This is a genomic window from Mucilaginibacter sp. dw_454, assembly GCF_018449775.1.
Classification (GTDB): domain Bacteria; phylum Bacteroidota; class Bacteroidia; order Sphingobacteriales; family Sphingobacteriaceae; genus Mucilaginibacter.
The window spans coordinates 374,923-398,076 of record NZ_JAAVVB010000003.1 but is presented as its reverse complement, the minus strand read 5'-3'; the positions used below and the strand labels follow the sequence as shown (position 1 = coordinate 398,076).

The window sequence follows — 23,154 nt, the reverse complement described above, 5'->3', positions numbered from 1 at the left end:
TGCTTATTTAATTACCTTAACTATTCTCAAAGGAACTTTCGGACGCATTTGAATAATGCCCGACACTACTACGCTATCACCGGCTTTAATACCGCTGGTAATTTGCACACGGGTTTCGGTACGCACATCCGTTTTAACCGGTTTAGCTACTGCTATACCATTGTGATACACATACACCACGCTCGATTTCAGATCGGGCACCACACACTCGGTAGGCAGCATAATAGTTTTTGGTATCTGGTTCAATTGAATATTGATCTTGGCGAAGCTTCCTGCTTTTAAGATCCCTTTAGGATTATCGGCCTTAGCCCTAACCGTTATAGTACGCGAGTTCAAATCAATAGAAGGCTCGATAGCATACACAATTGCTTTAAAGTTTTGATCTGAGCTGCTGACGTTAAAAACGACTTTGGTACCATTATTTAACAGCGGCAAATACTTTTCGGGCACGGCAAAAGTTAGTTTAGCCGGGTCCATGTTTACCAAAGAAGCAATAGCGGTACTTGGCGATAAATAACCACCCGGGCTTATATTACGTAAACCAATGGTACCAGAGAATGGTGCACGAATCTCTGTTTTAGAAATTTGCGCTTTCAATACATCGCTGGCTGCTTTTAACGTGTTTAAGCTGGTTAATGAAGTATCATACTCCTGCTGGCTTATGGCCTCTTTTTGCAGCAATATCTTGTTGCGATATTCATTTTGTTTAGCCAGGGCTATCTGATAATCATTTTGCTTTAAAGCCGCAACCTGGTCCTGGTTGTAAACTTTAACCAACAACTGGCCTTTTTTTACATAGCTGCCTTCCTGGAAATAAATGCCGGTAATATTGCCTGCTGTTTCGCTGATCAGGCTTACCTTTTCGTTTGCGTCAAGCGTGCCGGTTACATCAATCCGGGTGTCCAGCGTAGTATCCCTGGCAATTAACAATTTTACCGGTACCGGGCCGTTACGCCCACCTTTTTTGCCGCCTTTACCTGTTGCAGTTGATGCGTCGCGCTTTTTGGCGCGGGCGCTAAAAAACTTGTTATACACTAAAGCGCCTATAAGTATTGCCAGTAAAATGTATATGATATACTTGGTCTTCATGGAGGTTTAATTATGGTTTAATTGTGTCGGTTGCGGTTTGTTTTTTAGCAAAATCAGCTAAGTTATCTCTCATTTTTAACAATACGTTTTCAAATATTTCCATATCATGCGCCGATATGCCTTTTGACGCCGATTGATTCATGTGTTCAAAAGTTTTGATGATATGTGGTACTACCTCCCGGGCCTTGTCAGTCGCGCTTAAAAAATGTTCGCGCCTGTCTTCGGGGTTAACTGTTCTATAAACAAAGCCTTTTTCACTAAGGCGGTCAATAATTTTAACAATGAGCGATTTATCTTTACCCAATATTTCGGCAAGCGCTTTTTGTGTTAGCTGTCCGTCATTACGATGAATCAATGTCAGTGGGTAAAAATGGCGATCAATATCAAACATGGCCAGATGATCGTTCAGCGCGGCAAGGTAATCCTGACCCAATACATTTAGCTTTCGCGATACTGGTTCTACTAATTTTGTCTTCATAGGTTATATCGGTAAAATTAAATAGGAGTTTCTATATTAGTTGCATGTATCAACCATTTTACAACTGGCACTGTTTTAAGTTTTTGATTTATAATTTATAGCTGCTGCAATTTTTTTACCTTGCGATATGAAAAAAATTTTACGCTCAATTATTTTTTCTTTAATACTATTTTTTATGGCTACTACCGGCAATGCGGCAGACAATACTCAAATATATTACAATGTTTCATTCCCCGAGGCTCAGGCCCATTATGCCGATATTGAAATGACCATCAACGGCTTAAAGCAGGATGAACTTGAATTGAAAATGCCTGTCTGGACACCCGGCTCATACCTGGTGCGCGAGTTTGCCCGTAATATTGAAACACTGAGCGCCAGTGCTAACGGAAAACCTCTGGCTGCAAATAAAATCCGTAAAAACATTTGGAAGTTAAATACAGCAGGAATTGGCACTGTGGTGGTAAAATATCGTGTGTACGCTTTTGAAATATCGGTACGCACCAGTTTCATCGATGCGTCGCACGCGTTCCTGTCATCGCCGGATATGTTCATTTATCCGGGTAATATGCTGCATTCACCTGCTACTATCCACATCAACCCATATAAAGGCTGGACAACTGTATCAACCAGTTTAGAGAAAGTAAATGGCGATGCCTTTACACGTCATTCGCCCGATTTTGATATCCTGTTTGACTCGCCTATTGAAATTGGCACACAGGACGTTTTTGATTTTGAAGCCAGCGGTGTGCACTATGAAGTGTGCATGGTGGGCGGTGGCAATTACGAGAACGATCGCCTGAAAAAGGATATGGCCAGCATAGTTGAACAAGAAACTGCTATCTATGGCGAAAACCCTAACAAGCATTACACCTTTATTGTACACAATGCGCTTAAAGGCGGTGGCGGTTTAGAACACCTGAGCTCGACCACGCTCGGCGCATCGCGCGATGCTTATGATACCAAACCAGGTTATGAGAATTTTTTAAGCCTTGCGGCACATGAGCATTTTCACTTATGGAACGTTAAACGTTTGCGCCCGATAGCTTTGGGTCCGTTTGATTATGATAATGAAAATTATACCACCAACTTATGGATAGCCGAAGGTTTTACAGCTTACTACCAGGATATTATTGTGCACCGTACTCAGTTATACCCAACCGATAATTATCTGGGCGTATTAGCCGAGGATATCAACCAACTAGAGAACTCTGAAGGCGCCAAAGTACAAACCCTGGCCGAGTCAAGCTATGACGCCTGGATCAAAGCTTACCGGCCTAATGAAAATTCAGGTAACACTACGATATCTTACTATACTAAGGGAGCTATCATTGCTTTGTTGCTTGACCTGGAGATTATTAATGACAGCCAGGCGAAATACTCGTTAGACGATGTAATGAAGTACATGTATAACGAATACTATAAGGTACAAAAGCGCGGTTATACCGATGCAGAATTTAAAGCCGGCGTTGAGAAATTTGCGGGCAAAAATTTGGATGACTTTTATGCTAAATACATTAACGGCTTAACCCCGGTTGACTATAATCATTATTTAGGCTTTGCCGGCTATAAATTAACTGACGAACTGGCCAGCAGCAATGACGCAGCCTTGGGCATTGCTACCATCCCTAACATACAACGGGTTGTAGTTACCGCGGTAGCCCGTAATAGCGCAGCCTGGATAAGCGGTATTAATGTTAACGACGAGATCATAGAAATAGATGGCGAACCTGTTAGCGATGCTACAAAATTGATCAACGGCAAGAAGCCCGGCAAACAAATTAACGTAACTGTAATACGCGATGGCATTAACATGGATATACCCGTTACATTGCTAAAAAGCACGAAAGTAAAATACAAGATCGAAGAATTACCAAATCCAACGGCCGAACAGTTGACGGTAAGGAAAAAGTGGTTGACATTGAAATAATATCGTCGGAGACGCAAAATATTGCGTCTCTACATTATAAACAAAAAAGCCGGGCTGCATAACAGCCCGGCTTTATATTTATATATTAATTGGCAATTAGAGTGCGGTTGGTCTTCTGATTAAACCCAGCAATAAAGCTATAACAGCTATTACCAATAATATGTGGATAATGCCACCTGCTGAATAAAGGAAGAAACCTAACGCCCATCCTATTACCAGGATAACTGCGATGATATACAATAGTGAGTTCATGGTTTGTTGTTTTTAGTGAATGTTTTCATAGATATTATCAAATGTTTTGCAATAACTAATCCAAAATTTTAGATCATAGATTACTGACATGCATTACGCGCCCTTGTTCACCTTCAAACTATCCATTAATTGGTCATAAAGGTCTGTTCCGCTGGATTTACGCGGCGTCAATTTCTTAACAGTAGCACGTTTTCCTTTTGATTTAGCTTTGATAATGTCCAACAACTGGGCAGTATATTCGTCCTTAAATTTGGACACATCAAATTTTTCGGCGTATTGCTCTATCAGCGCCAGGCCCATGTCCAGTTCTTTTTTGCTGATGTCGACTTTGTCAGAAATACTCAAATCATCTGTCTCACGAATTTGCTGACCAAAACGAATACGGGTAACCACCAGCACATTGTTTACCGGGTGAACAATACAAAGGCTCTCGGTACTGCGCAGAACAAAACGCGCTAACCCGGCTTTTTTTGATTTGGCAAGCGCTTGTAGTAAAAGCGCATAAGCTTTGTTGTTTTTGGTATCAGGTTCGGTATAGTATGATGTTTCGTAAAACATCGGATTCACCTCGTCTACATTTACAAAACTTTCGATAGTTATGATCTTGCTTTTTTCGGGGGCTGCGTCTTCAAAATCATCATCTTCCATCACCACATATTCATCGCCCATTTTATAGCCTTTTACAATTTTATCATAAGGCACTTCTTTATGGGTCTGTTCATTTACGCGCTGGTAACGAATGCGCGAGTGGTCGCGACTATCCAGCATATCAAAATCAAGCGAAGTAGTTTGCACTGCCGAATACAGCTTAACGGGTATGCTCACTAACCCAAAGCCTATTGAACCTTTCCAGATTGATCTCATAATTAAATGTTTGTAATGCTATAACTATGAAAAAGGGAAACGGTTTTAGTGGATGATATAGAACGTCAATTACCAACTCGTCATTGCGAGGAACGAAGCAATCTCTACAACAGACAGTCAATAGGATAAATCTCATTGGCGATAACCAGCACGATCACTCAGGATGTTGACTAGCAAGTGTAGAGATTGCTTCGTTCCTCGCAATGACGTTCTTTATTAAAAGAGGTAAATCCTTCGCTGGCGCTTAGGATGAAAAAATTTAAGAGAACAAAAAAGCCCCCTTTTACAAGGAGGCTTCAATTATATAAATGACAACAAATTATTGACTATCAGGAACGCTGGCTATACGGTAAACAATATTGCCTTGAGCATCTTTAGTTTCTTCGAAATAAATATCCTCGGCAGTAACATAGTACTTTTTACCGTTAAGCGTAACACGACGTGCATTTTCCGGCAATTGATCAACAATGTCGCCAACACGTGGCACCTGGTTAACTGTACCGGCGTCATTACCGTTGCCGCCATCGCCATTATCAGTGTTTAGTACACCGTCTTTGCCTGCTACAACATAAACTTTATCGCCTTTATCGTTGATAACGATTTTATAGTAAACACCATTAAACTCAAAAAACTGCTGATTATCAATCATAATAGACTTAGCAGCTTTCGGTAAAGAAGGCACGGCGGCTCCTACCGGAGGGGCAGTTACTTCGTAACCATCATTATATGGCTGATAAAAAATACCATTAGAATAATAAAATAATGACGAACCCATATAAAACGGGTAATAACCAAACGGCAGGGCATCAAAATAGAAACCTAACGACGGATAGCCATAAAAACCTCTGTAGCCACTACGCAGACCAAAGCCCAGGCCAAAACCGCTGCGGTAACCACCGCCAAAGCTTACGCCACCGCGAAAACTACCTCCGCCGCCGCCACGGCTCCCACCGCCACCGCCCGCATGGCCTCCGCCACGCTGCGCATCAGCATTATTAACTACCATTACAGACAAAGCTCCGCCTAACACTAAGGCAGCAGCATATTTAAACAACTTTTTCATATGGGGTAAAAAATATTAACTCGTTTGGGTGCTATTATAGTATCTGTAGATAAAACTTTTACTAAACATAACATTTGTTAGACAAATTCAGGTTCAAAAGGTTTAATCTGCCGATAAAAAAATTTCTATTTTATTTATGGCTGATGATTAAACGCTTTTGATGAGTTGTGCCGGCAAAATAAGTCGGAAATTACTACCCATATCTTTAACCGAATCTACCTCTATTTTTATATTGTGGAAGGTTGCAATAGACTTAACAATAGGCAGCCCCAAGCCAAAACTGTCCTGCTGCATAGATTGTCTGAACTTTTTAAATCGATTGAATATGAATGGCATATCCTCGGCACTTATACCCATGCCGGTATCGGTTATGTTGACTATGAAATTGCTGCCTTCGCTCTCGGTAGTGATAACAATCTCGCCATCGGCCTTATTATATTTAATGGCGTTATTCACCAGGTTAAAAAACAAGTTAAAGATAAGGAAACGATTGACATTTACCAGGACCACATCATTTGGGACAAGTATATCAAAAGTCAGGTTTTTATCGGCCAGGCGTACGTTTATCTCGTCGTAAACCTCCTGCAGGAGTTCTGTTATTGAGATCTTATCTTCCTTCAGGAACTGTTCATTCTCAATCTGCGATATGAGCAGCAAGGTTTTGGTGATACTTTTCAGGCGATTCAGGATCTTCTGCATCTCCAGCAAACGTACTTTCAGCTCATCGGCAATATCTTCCTCGTCAAACATATTTTCGATCTTTGACTGCAGAATGGATATGGGTGTCATCAATTCGTGCGATGCATTGGATATAAACTCGCGCTCTTTCTGAAATGCCACCTCAATGGTTTCGATCATTTTGTGGATGCTGATGTCGAGGTATTGAAAATCGGATGTAGTGGTTTTCACCTCTTTGTACAACCCAAAATTTGGAAACTTCTGCCCTATCAGCTTAGTTTTAATAATTAGCGATAATGGATTAAGTACCCTATTGGTGTAAAAAACATCTGCCAGGATAGTCAACAAGATCATGCCTATCAACACCACAAAGGCTATATTTTGCAGCGGGGCGCTGGTTTCGCCAATACTATCTACGCTTTTGCCTATTTCAAGCAGATAGTTTTTTTTTGCGGTTACAAAATTATAGCTCAATATCCGGTACGCTATGGTATCGCCTTCAATTTTGCGTTTTTCGTTTTTTATAGTGTCCAGGTGCTCATTAACTGTGTCTTCATCAAGGCTATAAAACTCTTCTTTAAGCGGCGAATAAGTAGCATATAAGTTATCCTTTATCCCGGAGGTCTTAATGATACGCAGGATCTTACTTTTCTGCTTTTGAAGCTTGTTATCGGTAAAGTTTTGGTTAATGTCGCGAATAAGCAATGGCAACAACAATACAAACAGTGTTACAATTACCAGTTTTGATAAGGCATTAAACAGCGTAAGTTTTGTTCTGAGTTTCAATGTTAAGTATTGACCTTTATTTTATAACCCAAACCGCGTACCGTTTCCAGCCAATCGGGTGCAGCATAAACATTTAATTTCTTACGGATGTTTTTGATGTGCGCATCAATGTAGTTAGAGTCATAATCGTCATTGATGATACTGCCCCAAATGTGTTCGCTTAGTTGGGTACGGCTCAGCGTTCGGTTTTTATGCAGTATGAGATAAGCAATCAGGTCAAACTCTTTTTTGGTGATGGCGCTTACTACATCATCCTTGCAGGTTATAACCCTATCGGTTAAGTTAATCAGGAAATCGCCAAGCTCAACTATATTTTGTTTTAGCCCAAATTTACGGCGCATAATGGCCTGCATGCGGCTTTGTAATTCGAGCAATGAGAATGGCTTTGACAAATAATCGTCTGCACCCAGATCAAGCCCGCGTACACGGTCATTAATTTCGGCACGTGCAGTAAGGATAATACAAGCTGCGTCCGGGTTATTTTTCTTTGTTTCTTTAAGCAGGTCCAGTCCCTCATAATCGGGCAGGCCCAGGTCAATCAGGATAAAATCATACAAGCTGGTGGCAATTTTTTCTGAAGCCGAGCTGCCGTTATAGCAAACATCCGTTACATAATTATGGTTGTTCAGGAAAATCTCCAGTTCGTGTGCTAATGCTTCTTCATCTTCAATTATTAAAACATTCATGCCTGTACTTTAATAAAAAACGTAGAAAAATGATGCACTTATAAATGATTCATGCTTGTTTTCTAAAGCTCCTTCAACGTTAACCGGTATGGAATACTTATAAGAAAGTTCTAATGTATAATGCGGCCGGTTATAAGCTATTGGTACCTTAAAACTGTAATTAAGCATATTTAAACGGCCATTATTAAAATCTGACGACGAGCCCGGCCCAAGCCTGTATATGTTATCAGCATTTGCCCTATCCTGATGATCTAACGAATAGCGCTCCACAAAATTTTGAGTACCAATAATAAAGCTAAAAGCAGGATTAAATGACAGGTAATCTTTGTCGTCAAAAATATTGCCTTTGGTTTCAAAATATTTGGAGTGCGTTACGGTCAGGAAGAAGTCGCTTGATTTTCCAAAAAGGTAATCCACCGTCGCGGTTGATTTTACCGCACCCCAGTCAAACGAGTTTTTCCAGTTTACATCATTTGAAGTTGCCGACTCAATGATCCGCTCTTCTTTATTAAATATAAACCGGTTGTAAGATATAGCGCCAGAGAATTGCCTGGTGGGGTGATAAAGATAACCACCGCCTACGTCAACCTCATCTACAGAGGTATTGTATCCTAACAATCTTAAAGCCGAGCCATATACAAAAAAGCCGCTCTTAAAATTGTAAACCACATCGCTTGAAAAATACGGATACGTTATTGGACCCACCCGGCCAAAGAACATGGCATCGCTACCATAATTTATACCTACCGAAAGCGATTGTTTACGGATAATGGTATCAGTGTCTTTTACGGTATAGCTGGCGTGGCTAAAATCAAAGTCGCGTCGAAGCAAACCTGCGGCGGTGGCAGGGCTACAAACAGCAATTAAGATTAGTATACGCAGGTACTTCATTTTGTGTCGGCTTGTTTAGTTTAGGTTAATTGCCATTTCTCCTCGGAATTTCCGGCGGTCTGTCCAAACCTTCAGGGCGGCGTTCGCGCTTAGGTTTAGGCTTAGCCTTATCCGCATCCTTATCACTAATCTTTTCCGGCTTAACCTGTCTTTTTGCCTTTGATATTTCCTTGATCTTTTTACTATCCTCTTCTGTTTTCTGCTTTTTGGTAGTATCGCTGGCTAAATCGTATCGCATATAATCGCCTTTAACCGGTTCATGGCGAGCCATGCCGGCTTTAGCAGATGATAAGCTAGCTGCAAATATCAACAACAATACAATATATGCAAGCCGCTTTAACATCGACGAAACGAATTTGGTAAAAATTTCTCCAAAAATCAGTAAATTAAAAAGCAGGCGCTTTGGGCACCGGCCTAAATTATAGCAATGGGTTTAAACTTTATAATTTTTTAAGGAATTATTTGAAGCAAGCCAAACATCAACCCTTAGGCATACAACCGCAGTAAACACTGCCGGTTAGTTTTTGCTAAGCGATGTTGATACCTTTTGACGGATATATGCGGTTATGATCGTCAATAATGACGCAACCTATCTGGTTTAATTGATTAATCAGATATATACCGGCATTAACCCCGATAGACATTACCGGCGTAGCCATAGCGTCAGAAAATTCGGCGGTTGGGCTAACAATGCTTACGCTTTTAATCTGGCTCACGGCAAAACCGTTGGCTTGTTTAGCAGTGCTTGATTTTTTATCGCCAAGATTAACGTAGTGGTCGGCATTAGTTGAAGTAGCTATTGCCATATTGCTGATGTCCAGATCGGCAAAAGGCTGGTTGGCCTGGCGCGGGTCGGCAGTGGCAACGGTCCATGGTTCCATGTCTGGTTGCAGGCCCCAGGTAAGCAGGTCGCCACCGGCGTTAATTACCCCATGGCTAACACCTTCTAGCTGCATAACATATTTAGCGCGGTCGGCAGCGTAGCCCTTGCTGTTGGCGGCAAAACCTATACGCATACCTTTTTCTTTCAGAAAAACGGTGGTAGCTGTAGCGTCAAGCACTACATCTTTATAATTCACGGTAGTGTAAGTAGCTGTTGCTACGTCTAAATCTTGATCAGCTTTATCGTCATTGTAGTAAGTAATGTCGAATGATCCGTAGGTAAGTTCAGAAATTTGCAGAGAGCGCTCAACCATTTTAAAGATCTCGGCGCCAACCTTTACAGGCTTAATACCGGCATTACGGTTAATGGTATTTACCGCACTGTCTTCGCCAAAAGTGCTTAACAGTTTTTCAACACGGTTAACTTCGGCAATGGCGCTGTTGATGCGCTCGCCAGCCCAAATGGGGTCATTCCCTACCACACTAATTTCAAACTTATTACCCATCAGCATCACTTCGCGTCTGTAGATGGTTGAGTTATTCGATATTACCTTTTTTAGAGCCAGCATAATCCAGTCTTTAATTTCCAAAAACTAAATTAGATGGGCTTTATGAAAACAAGATGAAAACCGAATTATAATAACTGTAAAAGATGTGTGGCGGATGTGCAGATATGCGGATGTGCAAATATGCAGATGGAAAAATGACAAATGGATGTGTTATGATGTGCAAATGCGTGATGTAGAATGTGCTGGTAAACAAAAAATGCAGATATACTAATGATCAAATCATTTGCATATCTGCACATCCGCATATTTGCACATCAAAAATTACGCTACCGTTCCTTCTTTCAGTTTCTCGGCATTTTCTGCAAACTGCAGGGCTTCCATAATTTCCTGTATACCGCCGTTCATTACTTCCGATAGGTTATAGATAGTTAAACCAATACGGTGCTCGGTTAAACGGCCCTGCGGATAGTTGTAGGTACGTACTTTAGCCGAGCGGTCGCCGGTTGCAACCATGGTTTTACGTTTTTTAGATGCTTCTTCCAGATGTTTTTGTAGCTCCAGTTCGTAAACGCGAGAGCGCAATACCTGTAAGGCTTTATCAAAGTTTTTTAACTGCGATTTTTGATCCTGGCACTGGGCAACAACACCGGTTGGTAAGTGTGTTAACCTTACGGCCGAATAGGTAGTATTTACCGATTGCCCACCCGGACCAGACGCGCAAAACAAATCTTTACGGATATCGGCCGGATTTAATACGATATCAAACTCATCAACCTCTGGCAATACTACAATTGATGCTGCCGAAGTATGTACACGGCCCTGAGTTTCGGTATCTGGCACACGTTGCACACGGTGCACACCCGACTCGTATTTTAGAGTACCGTAAGCATCTTCTGCATTTATGTTAAATACAATCTCTTTATAGCCACCTGCGGTACCTTCGGTAAAGTCAACCAGTTCGGTTTTCCAACCGCGTTTTTCGCAGAAACGCATATACATGCGGTAAAGGTCGCCGGCAAAAATAGATGCCTCGTCGCCACCGGTACCACCGCGAATTTCCATGATGGCATTCTTAGAATCTTCCGGGTCTTTAGGGATCAGCATTAAACGAATCTGCTCCTCTTTTTCCTCTTGCTGAACCAGCAACTCGTCCAACTCGCCTTTAGCCATCTCGCGGAACTCTTCGTCCTTCTCGGTAGCTAAGATCTCTTTATTAGTAGCAATATTGCTCATCACGTTGCGGTAAATATTATACTCGTCAACAATCTTAGCCAGGTCCTTATATTCTTTATTTAACTGGGCAAAACGCTTCATATCAGCCATAGCGTCAGGGCTGCTTAACTCGGCTTCTACTGCTTTCCAGCGTTGATATATTAATTCTAATTTTTCTAACATAAACTAATCCTTTCCATTGGCCGGCAAAAAGTCCAAGCCTTAAAAGAATGCAAAAATACGGTTTTTTAAATTCAAAGCCTAACCGGTAAATGTTAAAGCTAAAAGGTTATGGTGCGATGACAATCAACATTAAAACTGTCATTGCGAGCGTAGCGTGGCAATCGCGAATATTGCATCCTTGCGATTGCCACGCTACGCTCGCAATGACATTAAAATTTTTTTATCTTCTCAAAATATTCCAACCTCAACTCCTCACCATCAAAAACCGCATAAGAGTTATAATTAACCCACTCACCCAGGTTAATATACCGACTTTTATCGTCCAGCTGAATATCAAGCGGCAGGTGCCGGTGGCCAAATATCAGGTAATCAAAATATTTTTGGGTTAACAATTCCCGGCTAAAAACCTGCAGCCACTCCTGCTCATAAAACATACGTTCTTTATCGGCCAGGCCGGCAATACGGCTGTGTTGCGACCAGTAGTTGGCAATTCCCACCCCTAAATTTGGGTGCAGGCGGGCAAAGAGCCATTGGCAAAACCGGCTCCTGAAAAACTTTTTCAGCAATTTATAGGTGGCATCGCCCGGGCCCAGGCCATCGCCGTGGTGCAGGTAAAACTTCTTGCCGTTGCGCTCAATCTCTAATTCATCGCTAATGATGGTTGCTTTAAGCTCTTGCTCAAAGTAATCAAACATCCACATATCATGATTGCCTTTAAACAGGTACAGCTTTATACCGCTGTCAGCCAGTTCGGCCAGTTTACCTAAAAAACGGAGATATCCGCGTGGCACTACAGTTTTGTATTCAAACCAAAAATCAAAAACATCGCCCATTAAAAATACTTCGGCAGCGTCGGCTTTAATCATGTCCAACCAGCGCACCAGGCGGTCTTCCCGGGCGCGACTGCCTTCATAACCGCCTGCGCCTAAATGAAAGTCGGACGCGAAATAAATTTTAGTACCTGTTGCCATGTCTGGCCAAAAATACATTTTATCGGCAATGTAAGCCAACAAAAAAGCCCTTCATTGCTGAAGGGCTTTTAACGTCAATTTTAAATCGATTAATTACGATGTCCGTGATCATCATGGCCTCCTTTGCCATGATCGTCATGACCATTATTGCCGTGGCCATTGTCATGACCGTTGTTGCCATGGCCATTGTTGCCATTCCAGTGGTTTTTGTATTTATTATCGTGGCTATCACGAATAACCGGTTGGCCTTTACGGCCTTTAAAACCCCTGTATTTAGCTCTGTAAGTTGCTGCATGCACCCATGGAGTAGGCTCATTAACAACTACTTTATAGCTATTGTATGGGTCGAAATGGTAGTTTCCTGGCAATGCAGCACCATGTACCCATGAGTTGCCTTGCAGGTATACGTACTGATGGTTTGGCACGTCATAATACGCGTCGGCATCAGGAATGTAGTAGTACTCGGCGTGGTCATAACCTACAGGACCCCAATCAGGCTGGCTGCCGATATTTAAACCTAAACTGATGTGAAGTTGTGCATTAGCTTTGAAAGCAAAGCAACTAGCTAGCAGCATTGCTGTTAAAAGGATTTTTTTCATAAATGTTTTTGTTGTGTTGTGGTTGTTTTTTGTAATAAGACGTTGGTTAAAGGTAATAGTTTAATTGTTTCGATGATAGTTATAACAAACAAAAGAAGCGATAGTTTTACATCGCTTCTTTAAACTATTGTTTATAAAATATTATTGATTGTCATTTTATCAGCAATGAAAACCTGCAAAAAAGCCCTTCATTGCTGAAAGGCTTTTAAATATCAACTTAAGGTAGACTAGTTACGGTGATCGCCATGGTCTCCATGACCGCCGTGATCATCATGGCCTCTGCCGTGATCGTCGTGACCTCTTCCGTGGTCATCATGTCCGTTATTACCGTGATCGTCATGGCCTCTGCCATGATCATCATGCCAGCCATTACCATTACCACGACCGTTGTTACCGTTCCAATGGTTGCGGTACCTATCCTCACGGCTATCGCGAATAAGTTGTTGATCGCGACGACCTCTAAAACCTCTATATCTACTTCTGTAATTAGCCGCATGCAACCATGGAGATGGCTGATTAACTACTACTTTGTAGCTGTTATATGGGTCAAAATGATATCTCGGCGGCAATGCCCCACCGCGAACCCATGAATTGCCCTCCAGATATACGTACTGATGGTTTGGCACGTCGTAATACGCGTCGGCATCAGGAATATAGTAGTATTCTGCATGGTCATAACCGGTAGGCCCCCATTCAGGCTGGCTGCCTATATTTAAACCTAAACTAATACGAAGTTGAGCTTCGGCTTTGAAAGCGATGCAGCTAGCTAGCAGCATTACTGTTAAAAGAATCTTTTTCATAAGAATGTTATTGTGTCTTGTTTTGTAATAAGACGTGGGTTAAAGCAATAGTTTAATTGTTTGGATAATATTCGCAACAAACAAAAGAAGCGATGGTTTTACATCGCTTCTTTAAACTATTATTTATAAGTCTTTTTAACGGGCCTTATTGATTGCTTTTGGTATCGTCTTTTTTATCGCCCACGGCGGCCAGCACCGGCTTGCCTATTACTTTATAAGCGCCATCGCCCTTTAAAATAGCTGCCAGCTGATTTTTGTCCTGCATGGTTTTTACAGCTTCTGCCAACTCCTTATCATATTTAAAATAAGCTTCAAAACGGCCTTTATCAAAATAGTACCGGCCTACTATTTCGTTCTCCAGCGTTTGTTTAATCTCTTCTTTATGCAGTTGCAGATCGTTTTTCTTACTTACCGCCATTTTGGCTTTCAGCGCGTCGTATTCGCTTTGTATCTGGTCAAACTGCTTTTCTTTAGTTGATTCTGTTTTGAGCGCAGCTAATACTTTTTCTGAGGTGGTATTATAGGTATAATTTTTATCAGAAAGGTATTTCACAAAATCATCATACTCTGCATCAGTTAAAGCAAAATCTTTAGGGTCGGCAACTTTTGGGTGCGACAGGCGATATTTTGTGGCGTAGTCAAAAATGAAAAACTTTGTAATAAGCGCCTGAGTAATGTTAGCAAACAGATCGCGTTTGATAAAGATATCCGGATAAATTCCGCTGCCATCATAAACCGAGCGGCCATCTTTGGTTTTAAATTCGTGCACCAAAGAGTCGGCTACCTTTACTACGGTACCATCGTCTTTACGGTGTGTATAATCAATCTCCTGGATACAACGGCCCGATGGAACATAGTATTTTGCAATAGTAATTTTAACTAAGCTGTTATAAGGTAGCGGGAATGTTTGCTGCACCAAACCTTTACCATAACTACGCTGGCCGATGATTATAGCACGATCCAAATCCTGCAATGAGCCGGCAACAATCTCTGATGCCGAAGCAGAACGCGAGTTGACCAGCACTACCAGCGGCATATCCGGCGCCAACGGCGTGTTAACGGTCTTATAGGTATAATTCTTTTCTTTTACTTTCCCTTTTTGCGATACAACTTCAACATCCTTAGGCACAAAAAGGTTAACTATTTTAACCGCTTCCTGCAAAATGCCGCCGCCGTTTGAGCGAAGATCCAGTATAATACCGTTAGGATTATTCTTCTTCAGATCGACAAGTGCGTCAGTAACTTCCTGGGCAGAGTTTTCCAGGAATCTATCCAGTTTAATATAACCCATGTTACCGGCAACCATGCCATGATAAGAAACATTGGGTTGTTTAATTTCGTCGCGAGTTAGATTTTTTTCGACTGGTTTGTCTTCGCCATCACGTTTTAGCAATAATTTGACTACAGCGCCTTTTGAGCCTTTGAGTAATTGGCCAACATCGTCGCTATTTTTACCATCAAGGGCAATGTCATTAATTTTAACAACCTGATCGCCGGGGCGCACATCAGCCTTCTGGGCCGGGAACCCCTCAAATACGTTTGATATGTATACTTTGTTATTGCGGGCAAACACGCTGGCGCCAATGCCGCCGTATTGCGTACTTACGTAGTGCAGCTTGTAGTCTTCAATTTCAGATTCGGGTACAAATTCGGTATAAGGGTCCAAACCCTCCAGCATGGCATCGGCGCCGGTTTTTAAAAACTTGGCCGAGTTAATATCATCAACATAGTTAATGTTAACCTCTTTATATAAGGATGCAAATACTTCCAGATTTTTGGAGATCTGGAACAAGTCATCACTAAAACTCCAGATACCGAGCGATAAAGCAATAATACCCGCCGATAAAAGAAACCCTTTATACTTAATTACCACACCCTTTTTCATCAAATAGAAATCTTAAAATATAAAGCTACAAAAACTGCCTGCAAAATAATTAACTTATTTTACAGCCTATTATTGTCAATATTGACCAAAGCTTTTTTTAGGGTAAACACCACATACTCGCGCTTGCGGTTAACCAGGTGCATCAGGTTGGTAATTAAAGCTTCCTCCTGCCCTTCATTGTAAGTTAGTTGTGCATCAGTAAGGTGATTGTACTTGCGTTGCACTTTAATTTTAACGCGCTCCCACTCTTTGCTGGTGATGCTTATTTCTGCCATAGTAAAAATATTTTCAGCAAAAATATAAAAAATACAATGCAAGCGTGTGCCAAAAATTTGGTACAGCGATTGTTAACCAATTGTTACGGCACCCCTAAAAACAAAGCCGTATTTATAAATTAAAAATCTACTACTATGAAAAAGTACTTATTAAGCGCAATGCTGGTTATAGCAGCCACAATTGGGGCGCAAGCGCAATTTAGTCTTGGTGTAAAAGGAGGCGTTAACTATTCTCAAATAAACTCAGACAACTTCCATCACTCATCAGTTGCCGGCTACCAGGCAGGCTTATTTGCCCGCTTTGGTGGAGGGTTTTATGTACAACCCGAACTATATTTGAGTAGTACAGGCGGCAAATTTGATGCTAACCAAAATGGTACCGACTACAGCGCCAAGGTTAAATTTACCAATCTGAATGTGCCGTTATTATTTGGCGGCTCTTTTGGCGACAAAGATTTGAATTTTAGAATCATGGCCGGCCCTATCTATACCTATTTAATGGATAAGCACCAGGATTTTTCAAACAATTTCAATGCTGCATTTGATGATTTTGGCCGTTATAACAACAGCACACTGGGTTACCAGGCAGGTGCCGGTGTTGATATTGGCCCTATTACTGCCGACTTACGCTACGAAGGTAACTTAACCAAAGTAGACGATAATTACGGACAGCGTCAAAATCTTTGGGCATTGAGCGTAGGCTTCAAATTCTTTTAATACTTAGCGCATAACAGTATTAAAAAGAGGCGATCGTCATGTAACAATGATGGTCGCTTTTTTTTGTTTTAGGGCGATGTGCGTTGCGATTAAATTTTTTTATATAAAATTGTGTTTCAGGAACCTACCCAACATTTATGAGACCGAAATTTATATTGCCTTTACTGGTTTTATTGCCTGTTTTTATAGCTGCCGAATGCCGGGCTTACACACCGGCTGTCGACACCAATAAAACTGCGGTGCAGCTGGATACTATGAAAATTGTCTACTTCGGCTCATCGGTACCTTACGGCTTTGGTGCCACCAATAACTTTGGCTACACCTATATGTTTAGCAGGATCTTACAACAGCGCGCAGCTAGCGGTTTGGGTAAGCAATGGAACCCTGTCAATAAATCTATCGGTGGCGATAATACTATCCGGCTTATGAAGCGCTGGCACCGGGACTTTGTTTCGCAGCATGGCAAGTATGTATTAATAGCTTTGTCATTAGGTAATGAGATGTTACATGAGCAAGGCAAAAGCATGTATGACCAATTCAAAGCTAATTTGCCTAAATTGATTGCCATGGCCCGCGATAGCGGATACACGCCGGTAGTGACTAATTGCTACACCCGTAACGATTTTAACGATAAAGACTATTACTATACCAAACAAATGGACCTGTGGATACATACACTGGACGTACCGTCGATAAATTTATTAGGCGGTATTGATGATGGTACCGGCAAATGGGCAGCCGGCTACTGGTATAATGACGGCCACCCAAACGATGCAGGTCACCAGGAATTAGCCTATACCATTGTACCATCATTATTTGATGCGTTGAGCAATGGAAAAGCGCTACCGAAATGGGTTGATGGGTCTGGCCTTTCGTTAAAAAGCAACAACGCCATAGATTTTAAACCAGAGAATATAGTACATCCGTTTACCACTACTATCAATATTAAAGCGGATGGCAAGGGTCAGATCATTCAGTTAAAAGACTCTTTGGGCCGTACCGGGTCTATCACTATTACAGATAAAGGTGTGGTTAAATATACCTCGCCATTAAAAGAAGCAATAGTAGGCAACACTAAAATAACCGATGGTCAATGGCATAAAATAACCCTGACTCATTACTATGCCCACAGCGAAACAGCATTATATTGCGACAGCACATTTCAGGGCCACATAGATGAACGAATTGTTTTGAAAGAGCTTTCTCTAGGTAGCAAAACCGACAATAACATAACCGTTAAAAACTGGCTATTTTATCGGTCGGGGATGAATATTGATGAGGTTAAGGCCCTTGCCAATAACACCTTATTAAAATCAAGCCTTGAGTTATATGCGCCGTTGGATAATAAATCAAAGAATCCGCTGGCTAACCTGGCACAAAGTACAAATACTATAAAATGGCAATAGCCCGTCATCTCGACCGTAGGAGAGATCTATACACATACATTTGCGTTTTGATTAGCGCGTGTATAGATTTCTCGCCATGCTCGAAATGACAACTTTTACTCTGTCATAGGTAGCATGGTATCAGGGCAAGTTAGTTCATGCGGCCATTTTTATTTTAGCAAATAACTATAATTTGCTACTTTGTGAGCAACTGATCTATTTCTCGCTAAAAGAACTATGAAAAAATTATCTCTCTTACCATTGCTGGTATTTGCTGCCACGTCGGTAGCTAATGCCCAGACTAACATGGACAATCACATGAATACCCCGGTTACCAATCCGTTTTTTGAGGAAAGTAAACTGCACCTGCATGCGCCCGATTTCAACCGGATTAAAAACAGCGATTTCAAGCCTGCTATTGAAGAAGGCATCCGCCAGCAAATGGCCGAGGTGCACAAAATAGCCGATAACAAGGCCGCCCCAACTCTTGAAAACACACTGATAGCACTCGAAAAAAGTGGACAATTACTAGGCCGCGCTAACCGGGTATTTAACGTGCTAACCGGCGCCAATACCAACCCCGAACTGCAAAAAGTAGAAGCCGAAACCGCACCGGAACTGGCTGCCAATACCGATGCCATGCTCTTAAACACCAACCTGTTTAAACGTGTTGAAGCCGTATACAAAAACCGCGGTAAACTGAAAGATACCGAATCAAAGCGCCTGGCAGAGATCTATTACCAGAACTTTACCCTGGCCGGCGCACAGCTTTCGGAAGCTGATAAAGAAACATTGAAAGTATATAATCAGGAAGAAGCTACCCTGCGCACCAAGTTTAATAACCTGTTGCTGGCAGGCACCAAAGCCGGTGGCTTGCTAATTGATGATAAAGCCGAACTAGCTGGCCTTACTGATGCCGAACTGGAGTTTGCAGCACAGGCAGCTACTAAAGCCGGCCATCCGGGCAAATGGCTCATTGCATTGCAAAACACTACGCAACAGCCTTTCTTGCAGTCGCTGAGCAACAGGGCTACCCGCCAGAAGTTGTTTGAGGCCTCGTACATGCGCAATGAAAAAGGCGACGCTAATGATACCCGCGCAACCATTGCCCGCATAGCGCAAATCCGTGCTTTAAAGGCTAAATTGCTGGGCTACCCGAACTACTCTACCTGGAAACTGAAGAATCAGATGGCTAAGACGCCTGAAACCGTAGGCAAGTTCTTGGATGACATGGCGCCTGCAACCATCGCCAAAGAAAAAGAAGAGGCTGCCGATATACAAGCGGTGATAGACCAGCAAGGCGGTGGCTTTAAGTTACAGCCCTGGGACTGGGACTTCTATGCCGAACAGGTACGTAAAGCCCGCTTTGATTTGGACGAAAGCCAGGTTAAACCCTACTTAGAGTATGATAATGTGTTACGCAACGGCGTGTTCTATGCCGCTAACTTATTATATGGCTTAACCTTCAAGGAGCGCAAGGACATCCCGGTATATCACCCGGAAGTACGCGTATTTGATGTGTACGATAAAGACGGCTCGCTGCTGGCCCTGTTCTATTGCGACTACTTTAAACGGGACAACAAGCGCGGCGGTGCCTGGATGAGCAACATGGTAGGTCAGTCTAAACTGATGGGTACCAAACCGGTGATCTACAACGTAGCCAACTTTGCGCACCCCGCTCCCGGTCAACCAGCATTGCTGACGTTTGATGAGGTGACTACCATGTTCCATGAGTTTGGGCATGCGTTGCATGGCATGTTCGCCAGTCAGCAATACCCTACTATTTCGGGTACCGCTACCGCACGCGATTTCGTGGAGTTCCCTTCGCAGTTTAATGAGCATTGGGCGCTTGATCCGAAAGTATTTAAGCATTACGCTATACATTACAAGACTAAGGAACTGATGCCGCAGACACTGGTTGACAAGATCAAGAAAGCAGGCACCTTTAACCAGGGCTACAGCACCGGCGAACTGCTGGCTGCCGATTATTTGGACCTGGCCTGGCACTCATTACCCGGCGACGCGCCACTGGTTACCGACGTTGACAAGTTTGAAGCCGACGCCTTACATAACAAAGGTGTCGACCTGCCACAGGTGCCGCCGCGTTACCGCTCAAGCTACTTTCAACATATCTGGGGCAGCGGTTACGCATCGGGCTATTACGCTTATATGTGGACCTCGATGTTAGAGAACGATGCTTACTTCTGGTTTATGGAGCATGGCGGCATTACCCGTGCCAACGGGCAACGTTTCCGTGATATGGTACTGTCCAGAGGTAATACTGAGGATCTGGCTAAGATGTTCAAGGATTTTAGAGGACATGACCCAAGTGTGGTGCCGATGATGGTGCATAGGGGATTGATGAAGAAATAGGTTATGCTGTTTTGTTTCACGTGTGTGTGCAACAGATGAAACAAGTGAAACAGTTCATTCACTTAACTAATTGAATTTTAGATTTTTGTGAATTTTTAGTAAAACAGAATGAAACAAGAAAAATGACTTTTAAGTATTTTTTTGTTTCATTTGACATTATAAAATTAACTCTATTTTCTTAGTACCTCCCCTCCCGTCATAGTGAGCGAGGTACGAGCGTGACTATCTCTGAACGAGCGATTAAAACAGCCAGCCGGAGATCGCCACGCTACGCTCGCGATGACGTAGCGGGAAGTTTAATATAGGATGATGAGTGATGCAATAAAACTATAAAGCCCCTGCAGCCGCACATACGCCACCATTGTTTTACCTGATTTCGCTTGAAGCTTTATCTTTTTCTGTCATTGCGAGGAGGAACGACGTGGCAATCGCACGCGTTCAAACCTTCCACCTTGCGATTGCCACGCTACGCTCGCAATGACAATTTTCAATAACCCTCTTTCCGCCAACGGCGAAGAGAGGGTGGCCCAGCGCAGCGTCGGCCGGGTGAGTCCTCCGCCGGATAAACTAAACCGTTCACTATCGCCCGGCAATAGTGTAGTTGCAAACTACTGGCATAGTCGTCCGATTTGCAAACTTCGGACAGCGACGCGTTCAAACCTTGCGATTGCCACGCTACGCTCGCAATGACAATTTAGAAGCCCCTACCGCGTTAGCGATAGCAGCGGATACCGGCCCAGCGCATAAGGCCAGAAGGCGTATGAGCGGATAGCGCGGGCCCGCTTCTACCAGCGGGAAACGCCCATATAAATCATTTATATCGCAGATAAATCTTTTAAACGAAAGGCCCGCTGATAATAAGTTCAATAATATCAAACACCGAATATTGAATGATGAATAATGAAGTAATATTAGTTTACAGCCCTTCGAAATTGGACATTCAACATTCATGATTTGGTATTTAAAGGATGGAATGGCATTTGGAGCATAACAATCTCTGAATTATTATCCGCCTGTCGCGCAGAGATCGCCACGCTACGCTCGCGATGACGTGGCGGGGTAAGGGTTTTAATGTCGAATATTGAAGTAATGTTAGTTAACAGCCCTTCGAAATTGGACATTCAACATTCATGATTCGATATTAAAATTTAAAGAGATTTTACAAAACAGAAAAGGTATAAAACAAGTAAAGCCCCTGATGGGCAGGGGCCTTTACTAACCAATTATAAACCTAAATTATGAGAAGAGCTGTAGGAGAAGGGGTCGAACCTCCACGGAGTGGTTATTCTTATTGCTAAGAGTTTCCCATGATCTCCGCCACCGGGACAAGGAGGTGTGTCTGCCAAAATTTCACCATCCTACAGGATTTTGTTATTCATTAAGTTTAGCTTCTCAGTTTAAACTTAATAGCTGTTGGGGAAGGATTCGAACCTCCACAGAGTAGTTAGCCCGCTTCGGGTTTCCTATGATCTCTACCACCGGGACAAGGAGGTGTGTCTGCCAAAAGTTTCACCACCCAACATTGTTATTGTTATTTGTTTTAAAGAACGATTTAAGCTTTTTAGGTCCGTTTGCTTGTTACAAACATAATAGAGTTAGCAATTCCTTGCAAATATTTCAACAAAAATATTTTATTTTTATTCAAATTATAATTATACTTGTATTTGAATAAAGATATTAAAATTTATGTCCCACAGAAAAGCTCAAAATTTAGAAATTGATAATCTTGATATTCAGATTTTATCAATACTGATGAAAAATGCCACTACACCTTACACAGAAATTGCTAAAGAGTTGATTGTTTCGGGCGGAACTATCCATGTGCGGATGAAAAAGTTGGAAGAAATGGGGGTAATTAAAGGTGCCAGTTTAGAGGTAGATCCGCAAAAACTAGGCTATGATATTACCGCATTTTTGGGGATATTTTTGGAGAAAGGCTCGCAGTATAACGACGCTGTTAAGCAACTAAAAGCTGTAAAAGAAATTGTAGAACTACACTATACTACAGGAAGTTATAGTATATTCGCTAAGATTATTTGCCATGATACCGCGCACCTGCGTGAGGTGTTGAATGAGCAGATCCAGGGCGTAAAAGGCATACAACGTACAGAAACATTTATATCATTAGAGGAAAGCATTAAAAGACAAATTACTTTGGAGTAACCCTTACTTACACACTTATTATAATGGAGGCCCGTTGTTTTTACGACGGGCTTTTTTTGTTGTGTTGTTTGTCTTGTAGTGATTTATTTTTCTTGCTTCTAACTAAGCGTATACATGCTTTATTGATCGGCCCGCTCAATCGCCGCGGGTTGGCTTTGTTCTTTTGTCTTGATACAAAAGAACAAAAAAATCAAGTCAGCAAAAAGGCTTCTTTGCGCTCTGGGCCTTTGCCCGGCAAATCAAACAGAATCACAAGGCCGCAATCTTTTTGCCCTGCTTCGCTCGCACTTATCCAACGCTTCAGCAAAAAGTTGTAATGCCTTTTTCCACCCACAGGCCAATATATTCTGTTTGCTTTCACCCGAAGCTGATTTGCTGACGGTTTCCTGCTTAATATATAAATCTTCAAAAAATGAATGATCGTTCTTAGCGTGTGGGATGCTGAAACAAGTTCAGCATGACAACTTTATAATGTGTGCAGCAAAC

Annotated in this window: 21 protein-coding genes and 1 tRNA gene; 5 read left to right on the top strand and 17 right to left on the bottom strand. The window is 42.2% G+C overall.

What is annotated here, in order from left to right; genetic code table 11:
- Positions 1–3: 3 nt before the first annotated feature.
- Positions 4–1,089, bottom strand: coding sequence for an efflux RND transporter periplasmic adaptor subunit (locus tag HB679_RS12185; RefSeq protein WP_214072254.1), 1,086 nt, complete (start codon positions 1,087–1,089; stop codon positions 4–6).
- A 10-nt stretch (positions 1,090–1,099) separates the two neighbouring features.
- Complete coding sequence (locus HB679_RS12180) at positions 1,100–1,567, bottom strand: MarR family transcriptional regulator (RefSeq protein ID WP_214072253.1); 468 nt, start codon at positions 1,565–1,567, stop codon at positions 1,100–1,102.
- Positions 1,568–1,694: 127 nt separating this feature from the next.
- Between HB679_RS12180 and HB679_RS12175 the strand changes: the two genes are divergently transcribed.
- Complete coding sequence (locus HB679_RS12175) at positions 1,695–3,494, top strand: PDZ domain-containing protein (protein ID WP_214072252.1); 1,800 nt, start codon at positions 1,695–1,697, stop codon at positions 3,492–3,494.
- Positions 3,495–3,590: 96 nt separating this feature from the next.
- On the opposite strand, the gene HB679_RS12170 is transcribed toward HB679_RS12175, so the two are convergent.
- From HB679_RS12170 to HB679_RS12105, 14 genes are all read right to left on the bottom strand, one after another.
- On the bottom strand, positions 3,591–3,746 hold the full coding sequence (locus HB679_RS12170) for a lmo0937 family membrane protein (protein ID WP_214072251.1): 156 nt from the start codon (positions 3,744–3,746) through the stop codon (positions 3,591–3,593).
- Positions 3,747–3,839: 93 nt separating this feature from the next.
- On the bottom strand, positions 3,840–4,610 hold the full coding sequence (locus HB679_RS12165; protein WP_214072250.1) for a Ku protein: 771 nt from the start codon (positions 4,608–4,610) through the stop codon (positions 3,840–3,842).
- A gap of 319 nt (positions 4,611–4,929) precedes the next feature.
- On the bottom strand, positions 4,930–5,673 hold the full coding sequence (locus HB679_RS12160) for a DUF6515 family protein (RefSeq protein ID WP_255547596.1): 744 nt from the start codon (positions 5,671–5,673) through the stop codon (positions 4,930–4,932).
- A 147-nt stretch (positions 5,674–5,820) separates the two neighbouring features.
- Entirely contained in the window at positions 5,821–7,137 is a 1,317-nt protein-coding gene (locus tag HB679_RS12155) for a HAMP domain-containing sensor histidine kinase (RefSeq protein WP_214072249.1), read from the bottom strand.
- Positions 7,138–7,139: 2 nt separating this feature from the next.
- Positions 7,140–7,823 (bottom strand): response regulator transcription factor, encoded by a 684-nt coding sequence (locus HB679_RS12150; protein WP_214072248.1) that lies wholly within the window; start codon positions 7,821–7,823, stop codon positions 7,140–7,142.
- Positions 7,824–7,832: 9 nt separating this feature from the next.
- Positions 7,833–8,714: a hypothetical protein gene (locus tag HB679_RS12145; RefSeq protein WP_214072247.1), complete on the bottom strand. Its 882-nt coding sequence runs from the start codon at positions 8,712–8,714 to the stop codon at positions 7,833–7,835.
- 25 nt (positions 8,715–8,739) lie between these two features.
- Positions 8,740–9,057 carry a hypothetical protein gene (locus tag HB679_RS12140; RefSeq protein ID WP_214072246.1) on the bottom strand — a complete coding sequence of 106 codons (318 nt, stop codon included), beginning with the start codon at positions 9,055–9,057 and terminating at the stop codon, positions 8,740–8,742.
- Between the two features lie 184 nt (positions 9,058–9,241).
- Positions 9,242–10,165, bottom strand: coding sequence for an FAD:protein FMN transferase (locus HB679_RS12135; protein WP_255547595.1), 924 nt, complete (start codon positions 10,163–10,165; stop codon positions 9,242–9,244).
- Between the two features lie 261 nt (positions 10,166–10,426).
- Positions 10,427–11,500, bottom strand: a complete 1,074-nt coding sequence (prfA, locus tag HB679_RS12130; RefSeq protein WP_214072245.1) for a peptide chain release factor 1 — start codon at positions 11,498–11,500, stop codon at positions 10,427–10,429.
- Positions 11,501–11,709: 209 nt separating this feature from the next.
- The gene (locus tag HB679_RS12125) at positions 11,710–12,489 is read right to left on the bottom strand and encodes a UDP-2,3-diacylglucosamine diphosphatase (protein WP_255547594.1); all 780 of its coding nucleotides are present in this window, start codon (positions 12,487–12,489) and stop codon (positions 11,710–11,712) included.
- A gap of 71 nt (positions 12,490–12,560) precedes the next feature.
- Positions 12,561–13,070 (bottom strand): hypothetical protein, encoded by a 510-nt coding sequence (locus HB679_RS12120; RefSeq protein ID WP_214072244.1) that lies wholly within the window; start codon positions 13,068–13,070, stop codon positions 12,561–12,563.
- Positions 13,071–13,297: 227 nt separating this feature from the next.
- Positions 13,298–13,870 (bottom strand): hypothetical protein, encoded by a 573-nt coding sequence (locus HB679_RS12115; RefSeq protein WP_214072243.1) that lies wholly within the window; start codon positions 13,868–13,870, stop codon positions 13,298–13,300.
- 145 nt (positions 13,871–14,015) lie between these two features.
- Entirely contained in the window at positions 14,016–15,755 is a 1,740-nt protein-coding gene (locus HB679_RS12110; RefSeq protein ID WP_214072242.1) for a S41 family peptidase, read from the bottom strand.
- A 59-nt stretch (positions 15,756–15,814) separates the two neighbouring features.
- Positions 15,815–16,030 (bottom strand): hypothetical protein, encoded by a 216-nt coding sequence (locus HB679_RS12105; RefSeq protein ID WP_214072241.1) that lies wholly within the window; start codon positions 16,028–16,030, stop codon positions 15,815–15,817.
- 135 nt (positions 16,031–16,165) lie between these two features.
- Between HB679_RS12105 and HB679_RS12100 the strand changes: the two genes are divergently transcribed.
- The 3 genes from HB679_RS12100 to dcp all read left to right on the top strand — a co-directional run bounded on the left by HB679_RS12100 (position 16,166) and on the right by dcp (position 20,505).
- The gene (locus tag HB679_RS12100; RefSeq protein WP_214072240.1) at positions 16,166–16,747 is read left to right on the top strand and encodes a porin family protein; all 582 of its coding nucleotides are present in this window, start codon (positions 16,166–16,168) and stop codon (positions 16,745–16,747) included.
- A gap of 137 nt (positions 16,748–16,884) precedes the next feature.
- Entirely contained in the window at positions 16,885–18,153 is a 1,269-nt protein-coding gene (locus HB679_RS12095; protein WP_214072239.1) for an SGNH/GDSL hydrolase family protein, read from the top strand.
- A 216-nt stretch (positions 18,154–18,369) separates the two neighbouring features.
- Positions 18,370–20,505, top strand: coding sequence for a peptidyl-dipeptidase Dcp (dcp, locus tag HB679_RS12090; RefSeq protein ID WP_214072238.1), 2,136 nt, complete (start codon positions 18,370–18,372; stop codon positions 20,503–20,505).
- A gap of 1,410 nt (positions 20,506–21,915) precedes the next feature.
- On the opposite strand, the gene HB679_RS12085 is transcribed toward dcp, so the two are convergent.
- A tRNA-Asp gene (locus HB679_RS12085) sits at positions 21,916–22,027 on the bottom strand.
- 164 nt (positions 22,028–22,191) lie between these two features.
- On the opposite strand from HB679_RS12085, the gene HB679_RS12080 reads away from it, so the two are divergent.
- Positions 22,192–22,668 (top strand): Lrp/AsnC ligand binding domain-containing protein, encoded by a 477-nt coding sequence (locus HB679_RS12080; RefSeq protein ID WP_214072237.1) that lies wholly within the window; start codon positions 22,192–22,194, stop codon positions 22,666–22,668.
- The last annotated feature ends 486 nt before the right edge of the window (positions 22,669–23,154 follow it).

Coding starts and splice junctions, on each gene's coding strand:
- HB679_RS12095 (WP_214072239.1), top strand. CDS start 16,885: ATGAGACCGAAATTTATATTGCCTTTACTGGTTTTATTGCCTGTTTTT.
- dcp (WP_214072238.1), top strand. CDS start 18,370: ATGAAAAAATTATCTCTCTTACCATTGCTGGTATTTGCTGCCACGTCG.
- HB679_RS12180 (WP_214072253.1), bottom strand. CDS start 1,567: ATGAAGACAAAATTAGTAGAACCAGTATCGCGAAAGCTAAATGTATTG.
- HB679_RS12105 (WP_214072241.1), bottom strand. CDS start 16,030: ATGGCAGAAATAAGCATCACCAGCAAAGAGTGGGAGCGCGTTAAAATT.
- HB679_RS12140 (WP_214072246.1), bottom strand. CDS start 9,057: ATGTTAAAGCGGCTTGCATATATTGTATTGTTGTTGATATTTGCAGCT.
- HB679_RS12165 (WP_214072250.1), bottom strand. CDS start 4,610: ATGAGATCAATCTGGAAAGGTTCAATAGGCTTTGGGTTAGTGAGCATA.
- HB679_RS12100 (WP_214072240.1), top strand. CDS start 16,166: ATGAAAAAGTACTTATTAAGCGCAATGCTGGTTATAGCAGCCACAATT.
- HB679_RS12115 (WP_214072243.1), bottom strand. CDS start 13,870: ATGAAAAAGATTCTTTTAACAGTAATGCTGCTAGCTAGCTGCATCGCT.
- HB679_RS12120 (WP_214072244.1), bottom strand. CDS start 13,070: ATGAAAAAAATCCTTTTAACAGCAATGCTGCTAGCTAGTTGCTTTGCT.
- HB679_RS12175 (WP_214072252.1), top strand. CDS start 1,695: ATGAAAAAAATTTTACGCTCAATTATTTTTTCTTTAATACTATTTTTT.
- HB679_RS12110 (WP_214072242.1), bottom strand. CDS start 15,755: ATGAAAAAGGGTGTGGTAATTAAGTATAAAGGGTTTCTTTTATCGGCG.
- HB679_RS12080 (WP_214072237.1), top strand. CDS start 22,192: ATGTCCCACAGAAAAGCTCAAAATTTAGAAATTGATAATCTTGATATT.
- HB679_RS12145 (WP_214072247.1), bottom strand. CDS start 8,714: ATGAAGTACCTGCGTATACTAATCTTAATTGCTGTTTGTAGCCCTGCC.
- HB679_RS12150 (WP_214072248.1), bottom strand. CDS start 7,823: ATGAATGTTTTAATAATTGAAGATGAAGAAGCATTAGCACACGAACTG.
- HB679_RS12185 (WP_214072254.1), bottom strand. CDS start 1,089: ATGAAGACCAAGTATATCATATACATTTTACTGGCAATACTTATAGGC.
- prfA (WP_214072245.1), bottom strand. CDS start 11,500: ATGTTAGAAAAATTAGAATTAATATATCAACGCTGGAAAGCAGTAGAA.
- HB679_RS12135 (WP_255547595.1), bottom strand. CDS start 10,165: ATGCTGGCTCTAAAAAAGGTAATATCGAATAACTCAACCATCTACAGA.
- HB679_RS12160 (WP_255547596.1), bottom strand. CDS start 5,673: ATGAAAAAGTTGTTTAAATATGCTGCTGCCTTAGTGTTAGGCGGAGCT.
- HB679_RS12170 (WP_214072251.1), bottom strand. CDS start 3,746: ATGAACTCACTATTGTATATCATCGCAGTTATCCTGGTAATAGGATGG.
- HB679_RS12125 (WP_255547594.1), bottom strand. CDS start 12,489: ATGTATTTTTGGCCAGACATGGCAACAGGTACTAAAATTTATTTCGCG.